Below are 20389 nucleotides of genomic sequence, written 5' to 3' on the forward strand. Positions count from 1 at the left end.
GTCGACCGACGCCGGGACGGGCGCCTGCGTGCCCCGGGCCTGCGACTGCGCGACGCGTGGGGCCGGGACCTGCCGCTCGGCGGCGGGGCGCTGGTCAACCTGGCCCGCGTCGACACCGGCGGCCTGCTCCCGCCGCCGCCCGGCGGGACGCAACTGTTGGTCGACGTGACGGCGCCGCTGGCCGGGCCGACCGGGGCCGCGGCCACGTACGGCCCGCAGAAGGGCGCACGGCCGACCGACATCGGGCTGCTGGACCGGGCCCTGCTCCGGTTCGCCGAGCTGACCGGCGGCGACCCCGACCAGCCGGGCGCCGGCGCGGCCGGCGGCACCTCCTACGGCCTGGCCACCCTCTGGGGTGCCCGGATCATGCCGGGGGCCCGGACGATCGCCGCCCTGGTCGGACTGGCGGACGCCCTCGCCCGCGCCGATGTCGTCATCACCGGCGAGGGGCACTTCGACCGGACCTCACTGACCGGCAAGGTCGTGGGCTCGCTGCTGGACCAGGCCGACGCGGCCGGGGTGCCCGGTCGGCGTGGCCGCCGGCCAGGTGACCGGCCCGGTGCCCGGCTCCGTCGCCCAGGCTGTCGCACTCGTCGACCTGGCCGGATCGGTGGCGGCCGCGTTGGGCGATCCGACGACCTGGCTGATCGAGGCCGGCAGCGTCATGGCACAGCGCCTCGGCGGCAGCTGACGGCCCGCCCTGTCGGGGAACCGCTCTCGGGGACCCGGGCGGCTTCCGACACGGCGGTGGGGGACGACGCCTGGCCGGCGCCGTCCCCCACCGGGTGGTTCAGGCCGGCGTCCCCTGCACCGTGAGGTGACGCAGGCGGCCGACGTTGTCGAAGGAGCCGAAGCCCACCCGACCCGAGCCGAACGTGGTGTCCTTCGCGGTCATCAGCGGATCGTTGCTCCCGTCGACGTACACCGCGATCTCCCCGGTGGCCGGCAGGTGCACGACCCGCACCTTGTGCCAGTCGGCGTCGGTGATCGCCGGGTTCGCCCCGCGCGACCGCCCGTTCCACTGGACCTCGATGCGTTCCCGGTCGGCGTTGTTCACCTTGAAGATGCCGTTGTGCGGGTAGATCGTGTTGTCGGTCGACAGGTGGGCGTAGTAGAACTGCGTGTCCGACTGCCAACCGAAGACGATGATGACGTCCCGGTTGGTGACCTCCACCGGCGTGTCGAGCCGGACCCGGGCCTCGATCTCGACCGACGACCAGACCGGCCCGGCGGTCAGCACGGCGTACTCGAACGGCCGGCGCGGACCCGGCCGGCTGGCGCCGGCCTCGGCGAGGATCACCTCGTCGCCGTCGAACTGCCACTTCGACGGCGTCACCGGCGCCCAGTTCTCCGCACCGCCGGTGTGGACCAGCTTGGTGTCGCCGACGTCGCCGTCCGCCACCGTCCTGGTGCCGACCACCTTCCAGATCTTCCCGTTGGCCTTGGCGAGGATGTAGAGCTCGCCCGCCGCGTCGGTGCCGAAGCGCAGGTCGACCCGGTTGGGGTCGCCCGGCGCGCCGGGCGCGGAGAGGTCCTGCATCCGGACCGGCGCACCCGCCGCGGTGAACAGGGCCAGCCGGTGGATCGTGGCGAGCCCCTGACCGCGGCGCATCTCGTGCGCCTCGGTGTAGAGGATGCGGCCGTCGACGAGGTCACCGAAGACGTACTTGCCCTGCAGGGCCGGCAGCTCGTGCCCGCGGTAGACGAACCCGCCGGCCACCGCGACACCGACGTCCGAGGTGCAGTTCCACCCGGGCGCGGGATCGTGGTCGTACGCGGCCACCGGGTAGGTGTAGCCGTACTTCTCGTCGTCGGCGGGCAGCGGGTAGAGCTTGTCGCAGGGGTTCGTGGCCGTCTTGTCGAAGACGAACGAGCCCTCACGCTCGCTCCAGCCGAAGTTGTCGCCGGCCCGGACCTCGTAGATCGACTCGATGGCGTGCTCGCCGATGTGGCCCAGGTACATCCGGCCGGTGGCCCGGTCCCAGCTGAACCGGTGCGGGTCGCGGAAGCCGACGGCGTAGATCTCGCCGAGCGCGCCGGCCTGCCCCACGAACGGGTTGGCCGCCGGGATGCCGTACCGGCCGTTGGGCGAGTTGCTGCCCTGCGGGTCGATACGCAGCAGCTTGCCGTGCGGCATGCCCATGTTCTGCGGGTCGGTGTTGCGCGCGCCCTGCCCGCCGTCGCCGACCGCCAGGTACAGCAGCCCGTAGTCGCTCTCGTGCGGCTTCGCGGTCGGGTCGAAGTTGATCTCCTGGATGCCGTGGATCTGGCCGCCGAACCCGATGCGCAGGACCTCCCGGTGAGTGCCGGAGAAGGTGTCCGCGGCCGGGTCGATCGCCGTCCACTCGGTGATGACGCCCTGGTAGATGGTGTTCGGCTGGGCGTAGTCCGGGGTCCTCGTGGCGAGGGACGCCTGCTCGGTGTGGATGGTGTAGAACCGGCCGTTGCGGCCGAAGTCCGGGTGGAACGCGACGTACCCGAAGCCTTGGCCGAGACCGCGGCCGGAGAAGAACTGCGGCGCGAACGTCGCGGCCACGTCCAGGTAGACGTGCGGCACGCCGTTTTCGACGAGGTAGAGGTTGCCGTTGAGGTCCGGTACCGCGCGGCGACCGGAGCCGTCGGGCAGCTCGGTGATGGTGTTGATCCGGGCCTTCCGCATCAGCCGCTGGTCGACCGGGGCCGGGTTGGGCGACGACTGCGGGAAGCTGGCGTACTCCTGCAGGACCAGGCCCAGCCGGGACTGGGTCGGCATCTCGGGAATCGGGTCGTAGATCGCCCCGGCGGCCCGGGCGGGCGCCGCGACCAGGGTGGACAGGACGAGGGTGGCGGCAGTGACTCCGGCCGTCAGCGCGGCTCTACGGAGCCTGCCGGTGCTGCCAGCGCGAATGAACACGCGGGTTCTCCTTCTCGGTGGGACGGTGCCGAGGATGGTCAGCGGGCCATGTAGCGGTACTGCTTGGCGATGTCGCCCGCCGGGATCACGCTGTCGAGGAACATGAGGGCGTCCATGCGGCAGTCGCACGGGTTCCGCTCCAGCGTGTTCTGCGGGAAGCTCCCGCCGATCTTGATGCCGCGGGGGTCGGAGGCGGTGGTGACGTGCGGGCCGGGCCCCGACACCTGCCACGGGTCGTCGTTGCGCGTGTAGAAGCCGTCGACCGGCTCACCGTTGCGGTAGAGCGCCATGGTGCCGGTGGTGAAGTCGTAGGTGGCGGCGAGGTGCACCCACTCGCCCTTGGGCAGCAGGGTCCGCCAGTCCTCGCTCGCGGCGAACGTCTGCGAGTTGCCGCCGTCGAGGCGCCGGCCGAGGGCGACCAGTCGCAGCTCGCCGTTGACGTCGATGAGCTCGAGCAGGGCCCGCACGCCGTGGCCGTCGGAGTCGCCGGTCAGCACGCCGGCCAACCCGATGGCGTTGAACCGGTCGGTGGGGTTGGCGGTGGTGGAGTTGAGCGCCGGGCCGTCCATCTCCCGCTTGAACCAGCCCATCACGGTCGTACCCTCGGCGCCGCTGAACGCGCGCAGCGTCCGTACGCCGCTGGCCGACCAGGTCCCGGCCTTCCAGTCGTCGTTGCCGGTCACCTCGGGGTTGACCTGCCGGGTCTGCAACGCGTTGCCGCTGCCCTTGTACGCCTGGTCGGGCACCCGCATGGCCGAGCCACCGTTGATCAGCTCGATCTCGGTGCCGGAGCGGCCCTGGTCGCGCTCGAGCGCGACGTCGCCCTCCACGGGGTGGTCGAAGTCGTAGAAGGCGACCAGGTGCGAGCGCAGGGCCGGGTGGACGTCGTGCGGGCGGTCCCGGTCCGCCTGGGCGGGACTCGCCCCGGCGGCCGCCGTCAGGCCGGCCGCCAGCAGGGCGGCGGTGGCGACGGCGAGCCGTCTCGGTCTTCTCATGGGAGGTGTTCCCTTCGTCGGTGCGCGGTGGCGGGCACTTTCGGAAGCGCCGGCGTGCGGCGTGCGAACCGGGTTCGTGCCGCTGGAGTTGGGGTCACGTCTGGACAGGACGGATGGCTGTCCACACCGGCGGACGGCCGAGGTCAGGTCGGCGAGTGCCGGCCGGGCAGCTGCTTCACTACGAGTACGTAAGCGCTTACGTAAGCGCTTTCGTAGCCTATGCTGTGCCTTGCGCCACAGGCAAGAGCGCGGTGCGGATCGATGTCCCCTAGGAGTTGCGGATGCCCAAGCCCGGTCCCCGGCTGCGCCTCATCGACGTGGCCGAGCGTGCCGGCGTGTCGCTGGCCACCGCCTCCCGAGCCCTGTCCGGCCGCGACGGTGTCAGCGAAGAGGTCGCCCGCCGCGTCCGGCAGATCTCCCGGGAACTCGGATACGTCGCCAACCCCTACGCCCGCACCCTCGCCGGCGGCGCCAGCTCCACGGTGGGCCTGATCGTCCACCAGGTCGACGACCCGTACTTCTCGGAGATCGCCAGCGGCGTCATCGAGGTCGCCGCCGAGGAGGGCCTGCTCGTCCAGATCTCGCACTCCGGCCGCGACCCCGACTACGAGCTCCGCCAGCTCCGGCACCTCATCGCGCAGCGGGTGGGGATCATCCTGATCGCCGGCTCCGGCTACGACGACCCGCGCATCGAGGCCGAGGCGCGGACCGAACTGTCGGCCTTCCAGAAGCTCGGGGGGCGGGTCGCCGTCATCGGACGGCACTCGCTCGGGGTCGACGCGGTGATGCCGGACAACGAGGCCGGCGGACGCGCGCTCGCCACGCATCTGCTGGAGCTCGGCCACCGGCGGATCGCAGTCGCCGCGGGCACCGCGGGACTCACCACAGTGGCCGACCGGCTCGCCGGGGTGTCCGCCGCGCTGCGCCAGCGCGACCTCTCCCTCGACGGCCTCCCCGTCGTCCACTGCGATTTCACCCGCGACGGCGGCCGGGTCGCCGCCGAGCAGATCCTGCGCGACCACCCCGAGACCACCGCGATCATCGCGCTCAACGACGCGATGGCCATCGGGGTGCTGTCGACGCTGCGAGCCCACCGCATCCCCGTACCCGACCGGATCTCCGTCGTCGGCTTCGACGACGTGTCCGTGGCCGCCGACCTCGCGCCGAGCCTGACGACCGTACGACTGCCGATGACCGACATGGGCCGGATGGCGCTCACCCTCGCCCTCAAACCCCGCTCGGTGCGCCCCCGCCGTCGCCCCACCGGCCACACCCTGGTCGTACGGGACTCGACCGGTCCCGCTCTGCGGCTCCCCGCGGGCGGTTGAACCCGGGCGGCGGACGGCAGGCCGCGTACAGTGACGCGATGCTGTCGAGGGTGCCCGGCCTGTCCCGGCATTTTACCGAGGAGAGCCTGCGCTCCCACCTGGTCGACCGCTCGGTACGCCGCGACGACGGCTGCCTGATCGTGCGCGGGTACGGCGCCCGCCGCGGTGTCCACCAGAAGGTCGCCGGCCGGGCGTGGGCGCACATCGCCGCGTACGTGGTCTTCGTCGGCGGCTACGACCCGGCGCTGGACGTCGACCACCGCTGCGCCAGCCTGGACTGCATCGAGCCCACCCACCTGCGTCAGGCCACCCGGGCGGAGAGCTGCCGGGGCCGGCGGCAGGAACCGCGGTGTCGCAACGGTCACGAGCGGGAGATCGACGAGGCGACGGGGCGCTACCGCCGGGTGTGCCGGCTGTGCAACCGGGAGGCCCAGCGGCGCTGGCGGCAACATCGGGCCGCCGAGATCGTCACCGCGAGAGCGACGCACGGCCGCGGCCTGTCGGCATCCGCCTGAGATCCGCCGACGTGGCGGACCTTTGTCGCTCTTCATCCTGTTTCTTTACTCAATGCCTTGTCGTCCTGTCTGGTGCTCTCTGGGGGCATCTTTCCGGATATACGAATGGTGAAACATTCGCGGAGCACCTGTGTCTGGGATCAGGACATACCCGGACAAGCTCCTCATAACCTCAACCGGTGGCTCTTGACATCTCTTTCGATGGGTTGCCCGATCGCCCACAGCGCACACCGCCGACCGTCCTGACCCGACCCGGTCAACCGGTGTTCGTCGACGTCACCGGCAACCGTCGCCGGCGGATCCGACGCGCGGGCGTGCTGGTCGCAGTCGCCTCGCTGAGCTACTTCCCCATGGCCGCGGGCGCCCTGCTCCCCGGCCCGTCCGCGCCGAAGCAGCCCCGTCCGCTCTCCGTCGGCGGCGCCCCGGGCGACGGGACCGGAGACCAGCCGGTCACGGCACCGTCGCCGCTCGACGGTCCGTCTCCGCGCGTCGTCCCAGAACCGCAGGACACCGTGGACACCAGGCGGCTCCCGGCCGCCCCGGAACCGGTCCGGAGTAGTGCGCCGGCCACGACCGCGCCGCCGATCCACCCGCCCGTTCCCGCGTACGGCCGCTCGCCCGACCGGGGCAGCCGACCGTCCACCGCACCACCGATCCGGACGACTCGGCCGGCCCCGCCGCCCCAGGCCTCGACACCGCCTGCCACCGCCTCACCGACCCCGTCCTCCCCGGCCGGAACCGGCGACGGACCGATGCCCACCGTGACCCCAGCGACCACCCCTGAGCTCGGACCCGGGACGACGGGATGATCCTGACCAACCGCCGGCGTCACCGGCACGCCCCCGACCGCACCGGGGAGCACCGGTCCGGCCTCCTCGGTCTCCGGACCGGGCGGTTCGTCTGCGCGTCCCTGGTGACCGCGGTCGTGTGCGTGCTGCTGGTGGAGGCGTACGCGAACGCCCGGTTCAGACCGGACCACGTACGCGAGGCCGAGGATCAGTTCAGCGTCCCGACCGCCGTGCTCGACGGCGGGCCGGTGCTCGACGCCCGGGGCGACCAACCCCACTCCTACCGGCTGCCGCGAAGACCATCGCCCTGACCTTCGACGACGGGCCGGACCCGGTCTGGACCCCCCGAGTGCTCGACGTCCTGCGCCGGCACCGGGCCCCGGCCACGTTCTTCGTGATCGGTTCACAGGTGGCCCGGCACCGGGACCTGGCCCGACGGGCCGTCGCCGAGGGGAACGAACTGGGCGTGCACACCTTCACACACCCGGACGTGAGCCTGCTGCCCCCGTGGCGGCAGCGGATGGAGTACGCGCAGACCCAGATGGCGATCGTGGACGCGGCCGGCGTCCGGACCAGCCTGCTGCGGTTCCCCTACTCGTCCGTGCCCAGCGCCGTCGACGACGCGAACTGGCCGGTGATCCGGGAGGCCGCCCGGCTCGGCTACCTGACCGTGGTGAACGACCTCGACGGCGAGGACTGGGCCCGACCCGGTGTGGACGCGATCGTGCGCAACATGACCCCGGCGGACGGAGCGGGCGCCGTGGTGCTGCTGCACGACGCCGGTGGAGACCGGTCGCAGACCATCGCGGCGCTGGACCGGTTCATCCCGCTCATGCGGGCGCGCGGCTACACCTTCACCACGGTGAGCGACGGGATCGACCGGGCGCAGCAGAGTACCGCCGCCCTGGTCGGCAACGCCCCCTCTTCGACCGCGGACCGCTGGCAGGCGGCCCCCGTCATCTGGGCGATCCGGCTGGCCGACCTGATCCTGCGTGGCCTCGCCCTGCTCTTCGTGGCGGTCGGGATCCTCGTCCTGGCCCGGACGCTGCTGCTGCTCCTGCTCGCCCGGCGGCTCGCCCGCCGCAGGCGGGTGCACCGCTGGCCCTGGGGGGTGGTCAGCGCGCCGGTGTCGGTGGTGGTGCCCGCGTACAACGAACGGGCCGGCATCGTCGCCACGGTCCGTTCGCTGGTCGCCAGCGACCACCGGGACCTCGAGGTGATCGTGGTCGACGACGGTTCGACCGACGGCACCGCCGACCTCGTCGACGCGCTCGGCCTCGACGGCGTCCGCGTGATCCGCAAGCCCAACGGCGGCAAGGCGAGCGCCCTGAACACCGGGTTCCTGTACGCCTCGCACGACATCATCGTGACCGTCGACGCGGACACCGTCTTCGAGCCGGACGCGGTCCGGCGGCTGATCGAGCCGTTCACCGACCCGCGGATCGGCGCGGTGGCGGGCAACGTCAAGGTGGCCAACCGGCGGCGGCTGCTCGGCCAGTGGCAGCACATCGAGTACGTCATCGGCTTCAACCTGGACCGCCGGTTGTACGACGTGCTGGGCTGCATGCCGACCGCGCCGGGAGCGATCGGGGCCTTCCGCCGCCGCGCCCTGATCAGCGCCGGCGGAATGAGCGGCGACACCCTGGCCGAGGACACCGACATCACCATGGCGATCCTCCGCGCCGGATGGCGGGTGGTGTACCAGGACCGCGCCTGCGCCTGGACGGAGGCGCCCGCGTCGGTGAGCGACCTGTGCCGGCAGCGCTACCGGTGGAGCTACGGCACCATGCAGGCGATGTGGAAGCACCGGGGCGCGATGCTCGACCGGGGCGCCTCGGGCCGGTTCGGCCGCTTCGGCCTGCCCATGCTCGCCCTGTTCGGTGTGGCGCTGCCCCTGCTCGGTCCGGTGCTGGACCTGCTCGCCGTCTATGGCCTCTTCTTCCTGGACATGAAGAAGACCGCCGTCGCGTGGGCGGCGATGCTGGTCGTGCAGACGCTGACCGCCGCGGTGGCCTTCCGGCTCGACCGGGAACCGCTGCGCCCACTGCTGGCCCTGCCGATCCAGCAGTTCGCCTACCGCCAGCTGATGTACCTGGTCCTGGCCCGGTCCGTGGTGACCGCGCTGACCGGAACCCGGCTGGGCTGGCGCAAACTCAAGCGGGCCGGCGACGTGGCGGACGACCACCTCCTCGCCGCACCACAACCGACGGACGTCGCGACGGGCGGACGCGGGGGGCGGGACCGCTGGTTCGACACCCTGCGGGCGCTGGCGCTGGGCCGGGTCTTCGCCTACCACATGTTCGGCGCCGCCTGGCTGAGCTTCGCCTTCCCCGCCATGGGCGTGATGTTCGCGCTGGGCGGCTCCCTGATGGCCGCTTCGCTCGACCGCTCGCCGAAGCGGGCGATCAGCAGCCGGTTCCGGCGCCTGCTGCCGGGGCTGTGGGCCCTGGGCCTCGTGCTGCTGCCCCTGATGATCTGGCACGGCTGGACCAGCCGGCCGGCCTGGCCGGCGCTGCTGAGCTGGCTGATCCCGCTGGTGCAGCCGCCGGGCAGCCAGTGGGCGGCGGACGTCACGGGCGTGTTGTGGTACCTCGTGACGTACCTGTGGCTCGTGCTGCTCTCCCCCGCGATGCTGGCGCTGTACCGGCGCTGGCCGGTGGGGTCCGTGCTCGCTCCGCTGGCCGGCGTGGTGCTGCTGCAGACCGCGGCGCCGTCGGCGAGCGGGCCGGCGGAATCGGTGCTGACCGACCTGGCCACGTTCGGCGCCTGCTGGCTCGTGGGCTTCGCGCACCGTGACGGCCGGTTGCGGCGGCTCTCGCTGCCGTACCTGCTGGCCCTGGTGGCCCTGTGCCTGGGGCTCGCGGTCGGCTGGCTCGCCACCCACCCGGAGGCGGGGCTCGACCTCAACGACGTACCGGTGGCGCAGGCGTTCTGGTCGCTCGGATTCGTGCTGCTGCTGGTGCGGGCCGACCCGCCGATGACCTGGCTGGCCCGGATCCGGCCGCTCGACCGGCTGGTGACCGTGTTGAACAGCCGCGCCCTGACCATCTACCTCTGGCACAACGCCGCCATCACGGTCTGCTTCGCCGCGGGTGACCTGATCGGGTTCTGGCGAGTCGGCCAGCTGGGCTACCTGGTGGTGGCGCTGATGATCCTCACCGGCCTGGTGCTGGCGCTCGGCTGGGTCGAGGACCTCAGCGCCCGGCGCCCGCCCCGCCTCCTGCCCGGGCGCCGCCCGACGGGAGCGATCAGCCGGGGCCGGGCACCCCGGTCGGCAGGTCGTCCGGCCGTCGGCGCCCAGTCCGACAGACGGCAGCAGAAGGTGACGGCCATGCGCTGACCAAAAAAGGGCGAAACATTCGTGAAACGGCCTGAACACGTCACAACATGTTCATTTTGTCCTATACTTGACTCACGGCAGCGAGCGCCCCACGACAGGGATTATCCGGCGCTCGTCCGGACACGCTCGATCAGTACCGGCGCCGCCAGCCTGATGGCCATGGCCGCGGGGACGGCAGCTGCGGGCATGGTCCGGTGCGGTAGCACGCCGCCGCGGCCCGGCCGGAGAACCACACGATCCGGCTGAGCCGCCGCCGGCGGGAAACGGTGATTGGGGTGATCACCGCGGCCGGCACGGGTCTCGCCCTCCTACGGGCCCGTGCCGGCCACCCCCTGGCAGGAGAGAGCGACGCGACCGCGACGTCGAGGTGCCGCCAAGGGCCTCGGCCGCCCGGCCTGATCAGCCAACCGACCGAGAGGAACTGGTGATGTGGAACCCGCCAACACCGGCGGAGCAGGAACTGTGGAACGCCGTGGTGGCCGGGGTCCGCGCGGCCGACCAGGCTGATCGCGCCGGTTTCGAGAACGCGATCGGCCGCCTGTCGCGGCTGCCCCAACCGTGGGCGCGCCAGGTCCTCAGGGACACCGCCGCGCTGCTGGCCGAGGAACTCGACCCGGAGGGACGGGACCCCTGGCCACTGCTGGCGGCGCAGGTCGACCGCTCCGCGGCCTGGCTACCCGAGGTGGACCGCGCGCTGCTGGCCGCGGTCATTCCTGGTGGCGATCGACCACCGGCCGCCGACGTGCTCGGCGAGCCGGAGCACACCCGGTGTCGACTGCTGCTGATCGCCCACCTGGCGGACGCCGCGCAGGTCGGGGTCGGAGCCTTCGTCGACGTGGCGCTGGCCGGCAACAGCAGACGGCCGGGCAGAACAATGTCCGCGGCGGTCCCCCACTGCCGCCTCGGACACTGACCGGACGCGCGGCACAGCTCGGCGTCCTCGCTGACCCGATGCCCTGCTCGGACGTCGGGTTGAGCGTCAGGCGCGGCCTGGGCCGTCAGGGTGGCGCAGCAGGCGCCACCGGAATCACTGTGGTCATGCTCGGCAGCATAACCGACACAGGTGACTGATAGGCATGAACGGGACATAACACGCGGGACGGGTCACTACCCGTTGCAGGCCGCGCTGCTCTCACGTCCCCCCGCTGGTGTCGTCTGCCAAAGAATGCCGGAACGGGAGCGAGAGGCCAGGCTCGCGCTTTCCTTGCGAGCAGACCGGAGACTGCGGACGGCGAGTTCACCCTCCCGATGCTGACCTGCGTGCTGCGCGTCCGGCGGCTGTGAAAGGCAGCCGCGGCAAACTCCTTGACCGGCTGGCCGAGGCGATCGAGTCCGTCACAACCGCGCACCCACTGCGAGTCGCCGTCGACGGGCCGCCCGCCGCCGGCATACAGGCTGCAGGTCCCCCAAGGACGCGAAGACCCCCACACTCGTCGACCCACGCCGAGACGCCTCGGGTGCCTCAACCTTCTTGGCAGAGAGCCGGGATACCTCCAGCTCTCTTGGCAGTGCCTCAGGTCAAGTGGCGGTCGACAGCTGGAAGCTCCTAGCCTGCGGGATGGCGATGACACCAGCGTGAGTCCTTATGCACAAGAACTGTCATTATGATGTAGCCGCCTTATGACCGCTTTGTCCGCTTGATTTGACGGATTGCTGTTACCGGTAATCCGTTAATGGCCGAGCGGGCACGGTTGGGCGTGACGCAGGTCGGGGTGTTGGTAAGGACGGAGACACCCGGCGCCAAAAAGTTGATCTAGGTTTTGGATCTTCTGCCGGGGTGCGTCGCCGGGATGATCTGCCGCTGTGAATCGTTCCTCTTTGAATCTTGGGGACCTGGTTGAGCACTGGACGTTGGTCGGTGCTGAGCGGGACCTGCTCGCGAAGCATCGCGCCGCGACGAGCAGGAACTGTCCGTGCTGTGCCTGCGGGTGCTGCAGGCCGCCGTGGTGTACGTCAACACCCTGATGGTCCAGGATGTCCTCGCCGAGGGCCTGGTCGAACTCGGGGCCGCCGACCGGCGCGGCCTGACCCCGCTGTTCTGGACCAACATCTCCCCGTACGGCGAGGTGCGCCTCAACATGGCCAACCGGCTCGCCCTGCGCGCCACGACCGCCGCGGATCCGGCCGGCGGCGATGATGACCCGGCGTGAGGCCAAGGCGGAGCTGTTCAACCTCCGCGTGCAGGCCGCAACCGGGCAGCTGGACAACAACCGGCGGCTGCAGGTCATCCGTCGGGAGATCGCCCGGATCTACACGATCATGCGTGAGCGCGAGCTGGGTCTCTCGGCCGCGCCGACTGAGGTGACTTCGTGAGCGAGCGGAGCGAGGGTAAGGGGGCTCGAGCATGAGCGAGAACACCACGGCGAGCGCCCAGCGCTCGCGTCGCAAGGTTCGTGAGGGCCTCGTGGTCAGCGACAAGATGGAAAAGACCGTCGTGGTCGAGGTCGAGGACCGGGTCAAGCACGCGCTGTACGGCAAGATCATGCGCCGGACCAGCAAGCTGAAGGTGCACGACGAGCAGAACTCCGCCGGGATCGGCGACCGGGTCCTGATCATGGAGACCCGGCCGCTCTCCGCCACCAAGCGTTGGCGGCTCGTGGAGATCCTCGAGAAGGCCAAGTAGCGAAGGCTCGAGCTCGGCCGGCATGGTCGGGCGCAGGTTCCGCCAGGCTCCGGCCGCCTCCGGGCGGCCGGAGAACCGGCAGACATAGGAGATAGACGTGATTCAGCAGGAGTCGCGACTGCGCGTCGCCGACAACACGGGTGCCCGGGAGATCCTGTGCATCCGGGTTCTCGGTGGCTCCGGTCGGCGCTACGCGAGCATCGGCGACGTCATCGTGGCCACCGTCAAGGACGCGATCCCCGGTGCCGGTGTGAAGAAGGGCGACGTCGTCAAGGCCGTCGTCGTTCGCACCGCCAAGGAGAGGCGGCGGCCGGACGGGTCGTACATCCGCTTCGACGAGAACGCCGCCGTCATCATCAAGGACGGTGGGGACCCGCGCGGTACCCGTATCTTCGGCCCGGTGGGTCGCGAGCTGCGGGACAAGCGGTTCATGAAGATCATCTCTCTCGCGCCGGAGGTGTTGTGACCGTGAAGGTCAAGAAGGGCGACACGGTCGTCGTCATCGCCGGCAAGGACAAGGGTGCCAAGGGTAAGGTCATCGCGGCCTACCCGCGGCAGGACAAGGTCCTGGTCGAGGGCGTGAACCGGGTCAAGAAGCACACCCGCATCAGCACCACCCAGCGTGGCGCCAAGACCGGTGGCATCGTCACCCAGGAGGCCCCGATCCACGTCTCGAACGTGCAGGTCCTGGACTCCGACGGGAAGCCGACCCGGGTCGGTTACCGGATCGACGACAACGGCCAGAAGGTCCGCATCGCGCGTAGCACCGGTAAGGACCTGTGATGACCACGGCTACCGAAACCAAGACCATGCCGCGCCTCAAGGAGCGGTACCGCAACGAGATCGTGGCCGAGCTGCAGAAGCAGCACAACTACGGCAACCCCATGCAGGTGCCGCGGCTGGTCAAGATCGTCGTCAACATGGGTGTCGGCGAGGCCGCTCGGGACGCCAAGCTGATCGACGGCGCGGTCCGCGACCTCGCCACGATCACCGGCCAGAAGCCGCAGGTGCGGCGGGCGACCAAGTCCATCGCGCAGTTCAAGCTGCGTGAGGGCATGCCGATCGGCGCGAAGGTGACCCTGCGCGGCGACCGGATGTGGGAGTTCCTGGACCGGCTGCTGTCCATCGCGCTGCCGCGTATCCGCGACTTCCGCGGCCTGGACGGGCGCAAGCTCGACGGGCACGGCAACTACACGTTCGGTCTGACCGAGCAGTCGGTGTTCCACGAGATCGACCAGGACAAGATCGATCGCCAGCGGGGCATGGACATCACGGTGGTCACGACCGCCACGACCGACGACGAGGGCCGGGCGCTGCTCAAGCTCCTGGGCTTCCCGTTCAAGGAGAACTGAGATGGCCAAGAAGGCGCTGATCATCAAGGCGGCCGCGAAGCCGAAGTTCTCGGTTCGCGCGTACACCCGCTGCCAGCGGTGCGGGCGTCCGAAGGCGGTCTACCGCAAGTTCGGTCTCTGCCGGGTGTGCATCCGGGAGATGGCCCACCGCGGTGAGCTGCCCGGCGTGTCCAAGGCTTCCTGGTAATAGCTCGGCGCGCTCTGCGCGTTGGCTGAACTGTCTCTTCGCCGTAGGCCCCGGGCAATGCCCGGGGAACCCCGGCGAGAAAGGTTGACGAATTCATGACGATGACCGACCCGATCGCAGACATGCTCACGCGTCTGCGTAACGCCAACCAGGCGTACCACGACCAGGTGAAGATGCCCTACTCGAAGATCAAGGCGAACATCGCCGAGGTCCTCAAGGCCGAGGGTTACATCGCCACCTGGTCGGTCGAGGAGCCCGAAGAGGGCGCCGTCGGCAAGCGACTGGTCGTCGAGCTGAAGTACGGCCAGAACCGCGAGCGGAGCCTGGCCGGCATCAAGCGCGTGTCCAAGCCCGGTCTCCGGGTGTACGCCAAGTCGGACGGGCTCCCGCGGGTGCTCGGCGGGCTGGGCGTGGCGATCATTTCGACGTCCCAGGGGCTGCTCACCGACCGGCAGGCCCGCAAGCGGAGCGTTGGCGGGGAAGTCCTCGCCTTCGTCTGGTAACGGGAGACAGGTAGAAATGTCGCGTATTGGACGTAAGTCGATCCCGGTGCCAGCCGGCGTCGAGATCACGATCGAGGGCCAGACCGTCAAGGTCAAGGGCCCGAAGGGCGAGCTGAGCCACGTCCTGGCCGAGCCGATCACGGCGGAGCGGGGCGAGGACGGCGAGCTGCACGTCAACCGGCCGAACGACGAGCGCAAGGCGAAGGAGCTGCACGGCCTGAGCCGTACGCTGGTCGCCAACATGATCGTCGGGGTCACCGAGGGCTACCGCAAGAGCCTCGAGATCGCCGGCACCGGTTACCGCGTCACCGCCAAGGGCAAGGACCTGGAGTTCGCGCTCGGGTTCTCGCACCCGGTGCTGGTGCCCGCCCCGGACGGCATCACCTTCACGGTGGAGCGGCCGACCCTGTTCCACGTGGCCGGCATCGACAAGCAGCAGGTCGGCGAGGTCGCCGCCAACATCCGGAAGATCCGCCCGCCGGAGCCCTACAAGGGCAAGGGCGTCAAGTACCAGGGCGAGATCATCCGCCGCAAGGCTGGAAAGGCAGGTAAGAAGTGAGCGCCACGCTGCTCAAGCGCCGCCGCGGCGTCGCCGCCAAGCGCGCCGTCGGGCGTGCGCGCCGGCACTTCCGGGTCCGCAAGAACATCAGCGGCACCACCGAGCGTCCCCGCCTGGTCGTCACCCGCTCCCTGCGGCACATCGTCGCCCAGATCGTGGACGACACCAAGGGTCACACCCTGGCGTCGGCCTCGACCCTGGACGCCTCGCTGCGCGGCGCCGAGGGCGACAAGAGCGCCCTGGCCGGCAAGGTCGGCGCGCTGCTCGCCGAGCGGGCCAAGGCCGCCGGCATCTCGAAGGTCGTCTTCGACCGCGGTGGCAACCGGTACGCGGGGCGGGTCGCCGCGCTTGCCGACGCCGCCCGCGAAGCCGGGCTCGAGTTCTAGAAACCCCGTCACGAGAGAGAAGGAAGGCTGCTGATGCCAGGTCAACAGCGCCGTGGCGGCGGGTCCGGTGGCAACGAGGGTGGTCGCCGCGACAACCGCCGTGAGGGCGGCCGCGGAAACGCGCCCGTCGAGAAGACCCCGCACCTCGAGCGGGTCGTCGCGATCAACCGCGTCGCCAAGGTCGTGAAGGGTGGTCGTCGCTTCAGCTTCACCGCCCTGGTGATCGTGGGCGACGGCGACGGCACCGTCGGTGTGGGCTATGGAAAGGCCAAGGAGGTGCCCGCGGCGATCGCCAAGGGTGTCGAGGAGGCCAAGAAGCACTTCTTCAAGGTGCCGCGGATCGGCCAGTCGATCCCGCACCCGGTGCAGGGCGAGGCCGCGGCCGGTGTGGTGCTGCTCAAGCCGGCCTCGGCCGGTACGGGCGTCATCGCCGGTGGTCCGGTGCGTGCCGTGCTGGAGTGCGCGGGCATCCACGACGTGCTCTCCAAGAGCCTCGGCTCGTCGAACCCGATCAACATCGTGCACGCCACGGTGGCGGCCCTGAAGGGGCTCGAGTCCCCGGAGCAGGTCGCGGCCCGTCGTGGTCTGCCGGTCGAGGACGTCGCGCCGGCCGCCATGCTGGCGTCGCGGGCGGGGGTGGCTTCCTGATGGCTCGCCTGAAGGTCACCCAGGTCCGGTCCGAGATCGGGACCAAGCAGAACCAGCGTGACTCGCTGCGTTCGCTCGGTCTCAAGCGGATCAACGACGTGGTGGTCAAGGAGGATCGTCCGGAGATCCGCGGCATGATCTTCACGGTCAACCACCTCGTGAAGGTCGAGGAGGTCGAGTAATGACGATCAAGGTCCACCACCTGCGCCCGGCGCCCGGTGCCAAGACCGCGAAGACCCGCGTGGGTCGCGGTGAGGGCTCCAAGGGCAAGACCGCCGGTCGCGGCACCAAGGGCACCAAGGCCCGCAAGAACGTCTCGGCAGCGTTCGAGGGTGGGCAGATGCCCATCCACATGCGCCTGCCGAAGCTGAAGGGCTTCAAGAACAAGTTCAAGGTCGTCTTCCAGGTGGTCAACCTGGACCGGCTCGCCGAGCTCTTCCCGAACGGCGGCCAGGTCGGCCCGATCGAGCTGGTCGAGGCCGGCGCGGTCCGCAAGGGCCAGCCGGTCAAGGTCCTCGGCACCGGCGACCTCGGCGGGGTGGCCCTCCAGGTGTCGGCGCACGCGTTCAGCGCGTCGGCCAAGGAGAAGATCACCGCCGCCGGTGGCTCCGTCACCGAGCTGTAAGGCAGGACCCGTGGCGCCCGCTCAGTTGTGACCGACTGGGCGGGCGCCATGGTCTACCTGGTGCGTGTGCGCCGGGTAACATCGGATTCGGTTTATGTAGCCGGGCACATCTGCCCGGACCGGGGGCGGACTGTTAGAGTCCCATCCCAGCTATGGATATCGGGCACTCGCCCGGCACCCACCCCGCTCCGCCAGGGATCATGACCGGCGGCCCGCGTCGCGCAGGAGGAAGAAGTTGCTGTCCGCCTTTCTCAGTGCGTTCCGTACGCCTGACCTGCGCAAGAAGCTGCTGTTCACAGTAGGCATCATCGCGGTCTACCGGCTCGGCGCAACGCTGCCGAGCCCGGGTGTCTCGTACGGCAACGTGCAGAAGTGTCTCGACACCATCCAGGGCAGCGGCACTGGCGTGCTGAACCTGCTGGACCTCTTCTCCGGCGGCGCGCTGCTGCAGCTCTCGGTCTTCGCGCTGGGCATCATGCCCTACATCACCGCGTCGATCATCCTGCAGCTGCTGACGGTGGTCATCCCGCGGCTGGAGCAGCTCCGCAAGGAGGGCCAGGCCGGTCAGGCGAAGATCACCCAGTACACCCGCTACCTGACGCTGGGCCTGGGCATCCTCCAGTCCTCGGCGTTCGTGGCGCTGGCCCGCTCCGGGCAGCTGTTCCAGAACCGCTGTGACCAGTTCCCGATCGTCCCCCGGGACACCGGCATCCCGGACTGGCTGACCCTGACCATCCTGGTCATGACGATGACCGCCGGCACCGGCGTGGTGATGTGGCTCGGTGAGCTGATCACCGACCGGGGTGTCGGCAACGGCATGTCCGTGCTGATCTTCACCTCGATCGCGGCCCGGCTGCCCAGCGAGGGCTGGAAGATCAAGACCACCAAGGGCTGGGGGATGTTCGCCCTGGTCATCGTCCTGGTCCTGCTGGTCATCACCGCGGTCACCTTCATCGAGCAGGCCCAGCGCCGGATCCCGGTGCAGTACGCCAAGCGCATGATCGGCCGGCGGATGTACGGCGGCACCTCCACCTACATCCCGCTCAAGGTGAACCAGGCCGGTGTGATCCCGGTCATCTTCGCCTCGTCGCTGCTCTACCTGCCGCAGCTCGCGCTCCAGTTCTTCAACCAGACCGACCCGGGCAAGACCCAGGCCTGGATCCAGAACCACATCGTCAAGGCGAGCGCGCCGGAACACATCGCGATCTACTTCCTGCTGATCATCTTCTTCACGTACTTCTACGTGTCCATCACGTTCAACCCGACTGAGGTCGCGGACAACATGAAGAAGTACGGCGGTTTCGTGCCGGGCATCCGCCCCGGCAAGCCGACCGCCGAGTACCTCGACTTCATCCTCAGCCGGATCACCCTGCCGGGCGCGCTCTACCTGGGCATCATCGCGATCCTGCCGAACTTCTTCTTCATCTGGCTGGACAACCAGCAGTTCCAGAACTTCCCGTTCGGCGGCACCGCTGTGCTCATCATGGTCGGCGTCGGTCTGGAGACCGTGAAGCAGATCGAGAGCCAACTCATGCAGCGGAACTACGAAGGGTTCCTGCGGTAGATGCGACTCGTTCTGGTTGGCCCGCCGGGCGCGGGCAAGGGCACACAGGCGGAGTTCATCGCCGCCCACCTCTCGGTGCCGAAGATCTCGACCGGTGACATCTTCCGGGCCAACGTCTCCCAGGGCACGCCCCTGGGAGTCGAGGCCAAGCGCTACATGGACGCCGGCAAGCTGGTCCCGGACGAGGTCACCATCAACATGGTGCGGGACCGGCTCGCCGAGCCGGACGCCGCCGAGGGTTTCCTGCTCGACGGCTTCCCGCGCACCACGCCGCAGGCCGCCGCGCTGGACAAGCTCCTCGCCGACCTCGGCACGGCGCTCGACCTGGTGCTGGAACTGGTCGTCGACGACGACGAGGTGATCCGACGGCTCTCCGGCCGGCGTACCTGCCGGGGCTGCGGCAAGATCTGGCACGTCGAGTTCGACGCGACCACCCGCGAGGGCGTCTGCGACCGCTGCGGCGCCGAGCTGTTCCAGCGCGACGACGACAAGCCGGAGACCATCGCCGCCCGCCTCCGGGAGTACGCGGAGAAGACCGCGCCGCTGGTCGACTACTACGGCGCCCAGGGCAAGCTCGTCGGCATCGACGCGACCGGGCCGGTGGAGGACGTCACCGTCCGCGCCATCGACGCCCTGCGCTCGTACGGCGGCTGACGTCCCGCCGGATCTCCGGCGGATAGAGTGCGAACAGCGGGGTACGTCCGACGTGCCCCGCTGTTCCGCGCGACGAAAGGTTACGGCTCCGATGCGTCGTCCCCAGCTGGACATCCAGCTGAAGACCCCAGACCAGATCGAGAAGATGCGGGCCGCCGGTCTGGTGGTCGCCCGTGCGCTGCGTCTGATGCGGGAGGCGGTCGCTCCCGGGGTCAGCACCGCCGACCTCGACGCGATTGCCGAGTCGACCATCCGCGGGGCCGGCGCGATCCCGTCGTTCAAGGGCTACCACGGCTTTCCGGCGTCCATCTGCTCCTCGGTCAACGAGCAGGTCGTGCACGCGATCCCGTCATCGCAGCAGGTGCTCCGCGAGGGGGACCTGATCTCGATCGACTGTGGCGCCGTGCTGAACGGCTGGCACGGCGACGCCGCCATCACCGTCGGCGTCGGCGAGGTCGACCCGGCCCTGCTGAAGATGGCCGCGGTCGCCGAGGACGCCATGTGGGCCGGGATCGCCGCCGCCGCCCGGGGCGCGGCGAGCGGCAAGGGCCGACTCACCGACATCTCGCACGCCGTGGAGAGCGCGGTCCGCAAGGGCGGCCGGTACGGCATCGTCGACGGGTACGGCGGCCACGGCATCGGCACCGAGATGCACCAGGACCCGCACGTGCTCAACCACGGGCGGCCGGGCAAGGGCCCCCGCCTCGTCCCCGGGCTGGCGCTGGCGATCGAGCCGATGATCACCATGGGTTCGCCGCGCACGGTGGAGCTGGGCGACGGCTGGACGGTGGTGACCCGGGACCGGTCGATGGCGGCGCACGTCGAGCACTCGATGGCGCTGCTGGACGACGGCGTCTGGGTGCTGACCGCGGAGGACGGCGGCCGCGCCCGCCTCGGCGACCTGGTGACCGCTCGCCAGTCCGCCGACTCCCCGGCGCGCTGACGGCCGACCGTCGGGCCCGGGCTGCCGTCGGACGCCTGCCGTGGATCAGGGCCCGGGCTGCCGCCGACGCCTGATCCGGTGAGCTTCACCCGTCGGCACTAGCGGCGGAGAGGGATGGCCGCCGTCCCGGGACGCTCCTGTCGCGGGCGCTGTGGAGCTGATGTCGCGAACGCATCGGCCGCGCCGCGGCGATGGGGTCTCCGGGCCCCTTGGTCCCCGTTGTCCGGATCCGGCTGCGGCCGCGGCCGCCGGTTGCCCGCCGGTGGCGGAACGGTGGCATGCTTGCCGGCATGGACGGGCGGGACGGGATGCGGGCGGCCGACGCGGACCGGCAGGAGACGGCGGACCGGCTCCGGGTCGCGCTCGAAGAGGGCCGGATCGACCTGTTCGAGTACGACGAGCGGCTGCAACGGGCCTACGGTGCGAAGACGTACGGGGAACTGGGCCAGGTCCTGGCCGGACCTCCCCGGACGGCGCCGGTGGACC

At 70.5% G+C, this 20389-nt stretch carries 24 protein-coding genes and 2 pseudogenes; 24 read left to right on the forward strand and 2 right to left on the reverse strand.

Annotated elements, in window-relative coordinates; translation table 11 throughout:
* The coding region (locus JNW87_RS17820; RefSeq protein WP_238454086.1) for a glycerate kinase at positions 1–816 on the forward strand (816 nt) is incomplete at its 5' end.
* Here JNW87_RS17820 and JNW87_RS17825 read toward each other — a convergent pair.
* Together JNW87_RS17825 and JNW87_RS17830 are read right to left on the reverse strand one after the other, a co-directional pair.
* A complete protein-coding gene (locus JNW87_RS17825) occupies positions 791–2893 on the reverse strand; it encodes a PQQ-dependent sugar dehydrogenase (RefSeq protein ID WP_238454087.1) in 2103 nt (700 codons plus the stop codon). The two genes, JNW87_RS17820 and JNW87_RS17825, sit on opposite strands and share 26 nt — an antisense overlap.
* A 38-nt stretch (positions 2894–2931) precedes the next feature.
* On the reverse strand, positions 2932–3888 hold the full coding sequence (locus JNW87_RS17830) for a LamG-like jellyroll fold domain-containing protein (RefSeq protein ID WP_109805657.1): 957 nt from the start codon (positions 3886–3888) through the stop codon (positions 2932–2934).
* Between the two features lie 281 nt (positions 3889–4169).
* Between JNW87_RS17830 and JNW87_RS17835 the strand changes: the two genes are divergently transcribed.
* The 23 genes and pseudogenes from JNW87_RS17835 to JNW87_RS17945 all read left to right on the forward strand — a co-directional run.
* Complete coding sequence (locus JNW87_RS17835) at positions 4170–5216, forward strand: LacI family DNA-binding transcriptional regulator (protein WP_109805656.1); 1047 nt, start codon at positions 4170–4172, stop codon at positions 5214–5216.
* 38 nt (positions 5217–5254) lie between these two features.
* The gene (locus JNW87_RS17840) at positions 5255–5731 is read left to right on the forward strand and encodes an HNH endonuclease (protein ID WP_238454088.1); all 477 of its coding nucleotides are present in this window, start codon (positions 5255–5257) and stop codon (positions 5729–5731) included.
* A gap of 805 nt (positions 5732–6536) precedes the next feature.
* Positions 6537–6830 carry a hypothetical protein gene (locus JNW87_RS17845; protein WP_238454089.1) on the forward strand — a complete coding sequence of 98 codons (294 nt, stop codon included), beginning with the start codon at positions 6537–6539 and terminating at the stop codon, positions 6828–6830.
* Between the two features lie 38 nt (positions 6831–6868).
* Positions 6869–9859 (forward strand): glycosyltransferase, encoded by a 2991-nt coding sequence (locus JNW87_RS17850; protein ID WP_238454090.1) that lies wholly within the window; start codon positions 6869–6871, stop codon positions 9857–9859.
* Between the two features lie 427 nt (positions 9860–10286).
* Positions 10287–10772 (forward strand): hypothetical protein, encoded by a 486-nt coding sequence (locus JNW87_RS17855; protein ID WP_109805530.1) that lies wholly within the window; start codon positions 10287–10289, stop codon positions 10770–10772.
* Between the two features lie 367 nt (positions 10773–11139).
* Positions 11140–11247 (forward strand): annotated as a pseudogene (locus JNW87_RS40705) (uridylate kinase); the annotation flags it as partial.
* A 507-nt stretch (positions 11248–11754) separates the two neighbouring features.
* Positions 11755–12009 (forward strand): annotated as a pseudogene (locus JNW87_RS17865) (Tn3 family transposase); the annotation flags it as partial.
* A complete protein-coding gene (gene rpmC, locus JNW87_RS17870) occupies positions 11993–12172 on the forward strand; it encodes a 50S ribosomal protein L29 (RefSeq protein WP_238454092.1) in 180 nt (59 codons plus the stop codon). The pseudogene JNW87_RS17865 and the gene rpmC, both read left to right, overlap by 17 nt.
* A gap of 31 nt (positions 12173–12203) precedes the next feature.
* Positions 12204–12482: a 30S ribosomal protein S17 gene (gene rpsQ, locus JNW87_RS17875; protein WP_109801293.1), complete on the forward strand. Its 279-nt coding sequence runs from the start codon at positions 12204–12206 to the stop codon at positions 12480–12482.
* A 97-nt stretch (positions 12483–12579) separates the two neighbouring features.
* Positions 12580–12948: a 50S ribosomal protein L14 gene (rplN, locus tag JNW87_RS17880; protein WP_007465279.1), complete on the forward strand. Its 369-nt coding sequence runs from the start codon at positions 12580–12582 to the stop codon at positions 12946–12948.
* A complete protein-coding gene (rplX, locus tag JNW87_RS17885; protein ID WP_007465276.1) occupies positions 12945–13265 on the forward strand; it encodes a 50S ribosomal protein L24 in 321 nt (106 codons plus the stop codon). The genes rplN and rplX overlap by 4 nt, the downstream gene beginning before the upstream one ends.
* Positions 13265–13834 (forward strand): 50S ribosomal protein L5, encoded by a 570-nt coding sequence (gene rplE, locus JNW87_RS17890; protein ID WP_073834925.1) that lies wholly within the window; start codon positions 13265–13267, stop codon positions 13832–13834. Before rplX ends, rplE begins: the two co-directional genes overlap by 1 nt.
* 1 nt (position 13835) lies before the next feature.
* Positions 13836–14021 (forward strand): type Z 30S ribosomal protein S14, encoded by a 186-nt coding sequence (locus JNW87_RS17895; protein ID WP_007465272.1) that lies wholly within the window; start codon positions 13836–13838, stop codon positions 14019–14021.
* Positions 14022–14116: 95 nt separating this feature from the next.
* A complete protein-coding gene (gene rpsH / locus JNW87_RS17900; protein ID WP_007465270.1) occupies positions 14117–14524 on the forward strand; it encodes a 30S ribosomal protein S8 in 408 nt (135 codons plus the stop codon).
* Between the two features lie 16 nt (positions 14525–14540).
* Positions 14541–15083: a 50S ribosomal protein L6 gene (gene rplF, locus JNW87_RS17905; protein WP_109801292.1), complete on the forward strand. Its 543-nt coding sequence runs from the start codon at positions 14541–14543 to the stop codon at positions 15081–15083.
* On the forward strand, positions 15080–15469 hold the full coding sequence (gene rplR / locus JNW87_RS17910) for a 50S ribosomal protein L18 (RefSeq protein ID WP_109801291.1): 390 nt from the start codon (positions 15080–15082) through the stop codon (positions 15467–15469). The genes rplF and rplR overlap by 4 nt, the downstream gene beginning before the upstream one ends.
* A gap of 33 nt (positions 15470–15502) precedes the next feature.
* The gene (gene rpsE / locus JNW87_RS17915; protein WP_109801290.1) at positions 15503–16117 is read left to right on the forward strand and encodes a 30S ribosomal protein S5; all 615 of its coding nucleotides are present in this window, start codon (positions 15503–15505) and stop codon (positions 16115–16117) included.
* Complete coding sequence (gene rpmD, locus JNW87_RS17920) at positions 16117–16299, forward strand: 50S ribosomal protein L30 (protein ID WP_012015110.1); 183 nt, start codon at positions 16117–16119, stop codon at positions 16297–16299. Before rpsE ends, rpmD begins: the two co-directional genes overlap by 1 nt.
* Complete coding sequence (gene rplO / locus JNW87_RS17925; protein WP_109801289.1) at positions 16299–16742, forward strand: 50S ribosomal protein L15; 444 nt, start codon at positions 16299–16301, stop codon at positions 16740–16742. Before rpmD ends, rplO begins: the two co-directional genes overlap by 1 nt.
* 235 nt (positions 16743–16977) lie before the next feature.
* Positions 16978–18306 carry a preprotein translocase subunit SecY gene (gene secY / locus JNW87_RS17930; RefSeq protein ID WP_109801288.1) on the forward strand — a complete coding sequence of 443 codons (1329 nt, stop codon included), beginning with the start codon at positions 16978–16980 and terminating at the stop codon, positions 18304–18306.
* Entirely contained in the window at positions 18307–18960 is a 654-nt protein-coding gene (locus JNW87_RS17935; protein ID WP_089012511.1) for an adenylate kinase, read from the forward strand.
* A gap of 91 nt (positions 18961–19051) precedes the next feature.
* Positions 19052–19903, forward strand: a complete 852-nt coding sequence (map, locus tag JNW87_RS17940) for a type I methionyl aminopeptidase (RefSeq protein WP_109801287.1) — start codon at positions 19052–19054, stop codon at positions 19901–19903.
* Positions 19904–20193: 290 nt separating this feature from the next.
* The coding region (locus tag JNW87_RS17945; RefSeq protein WP_238454093.1) for a DUF1707 domain-containing protein at positions 20194–20389 on the forward strand (196 nt) is incomplete at its 3' end.

The organism is Micromonospora sp. ATA51 (genome assembly GCF_016802855.1).
GTDB classification, from domain to species: domain Bacteria; phylum Actinomycetota; class Actinomycetes; order Mycobacteriales; family Micromonosporaceae; genus Micromonospora; species Micromonospora sicca.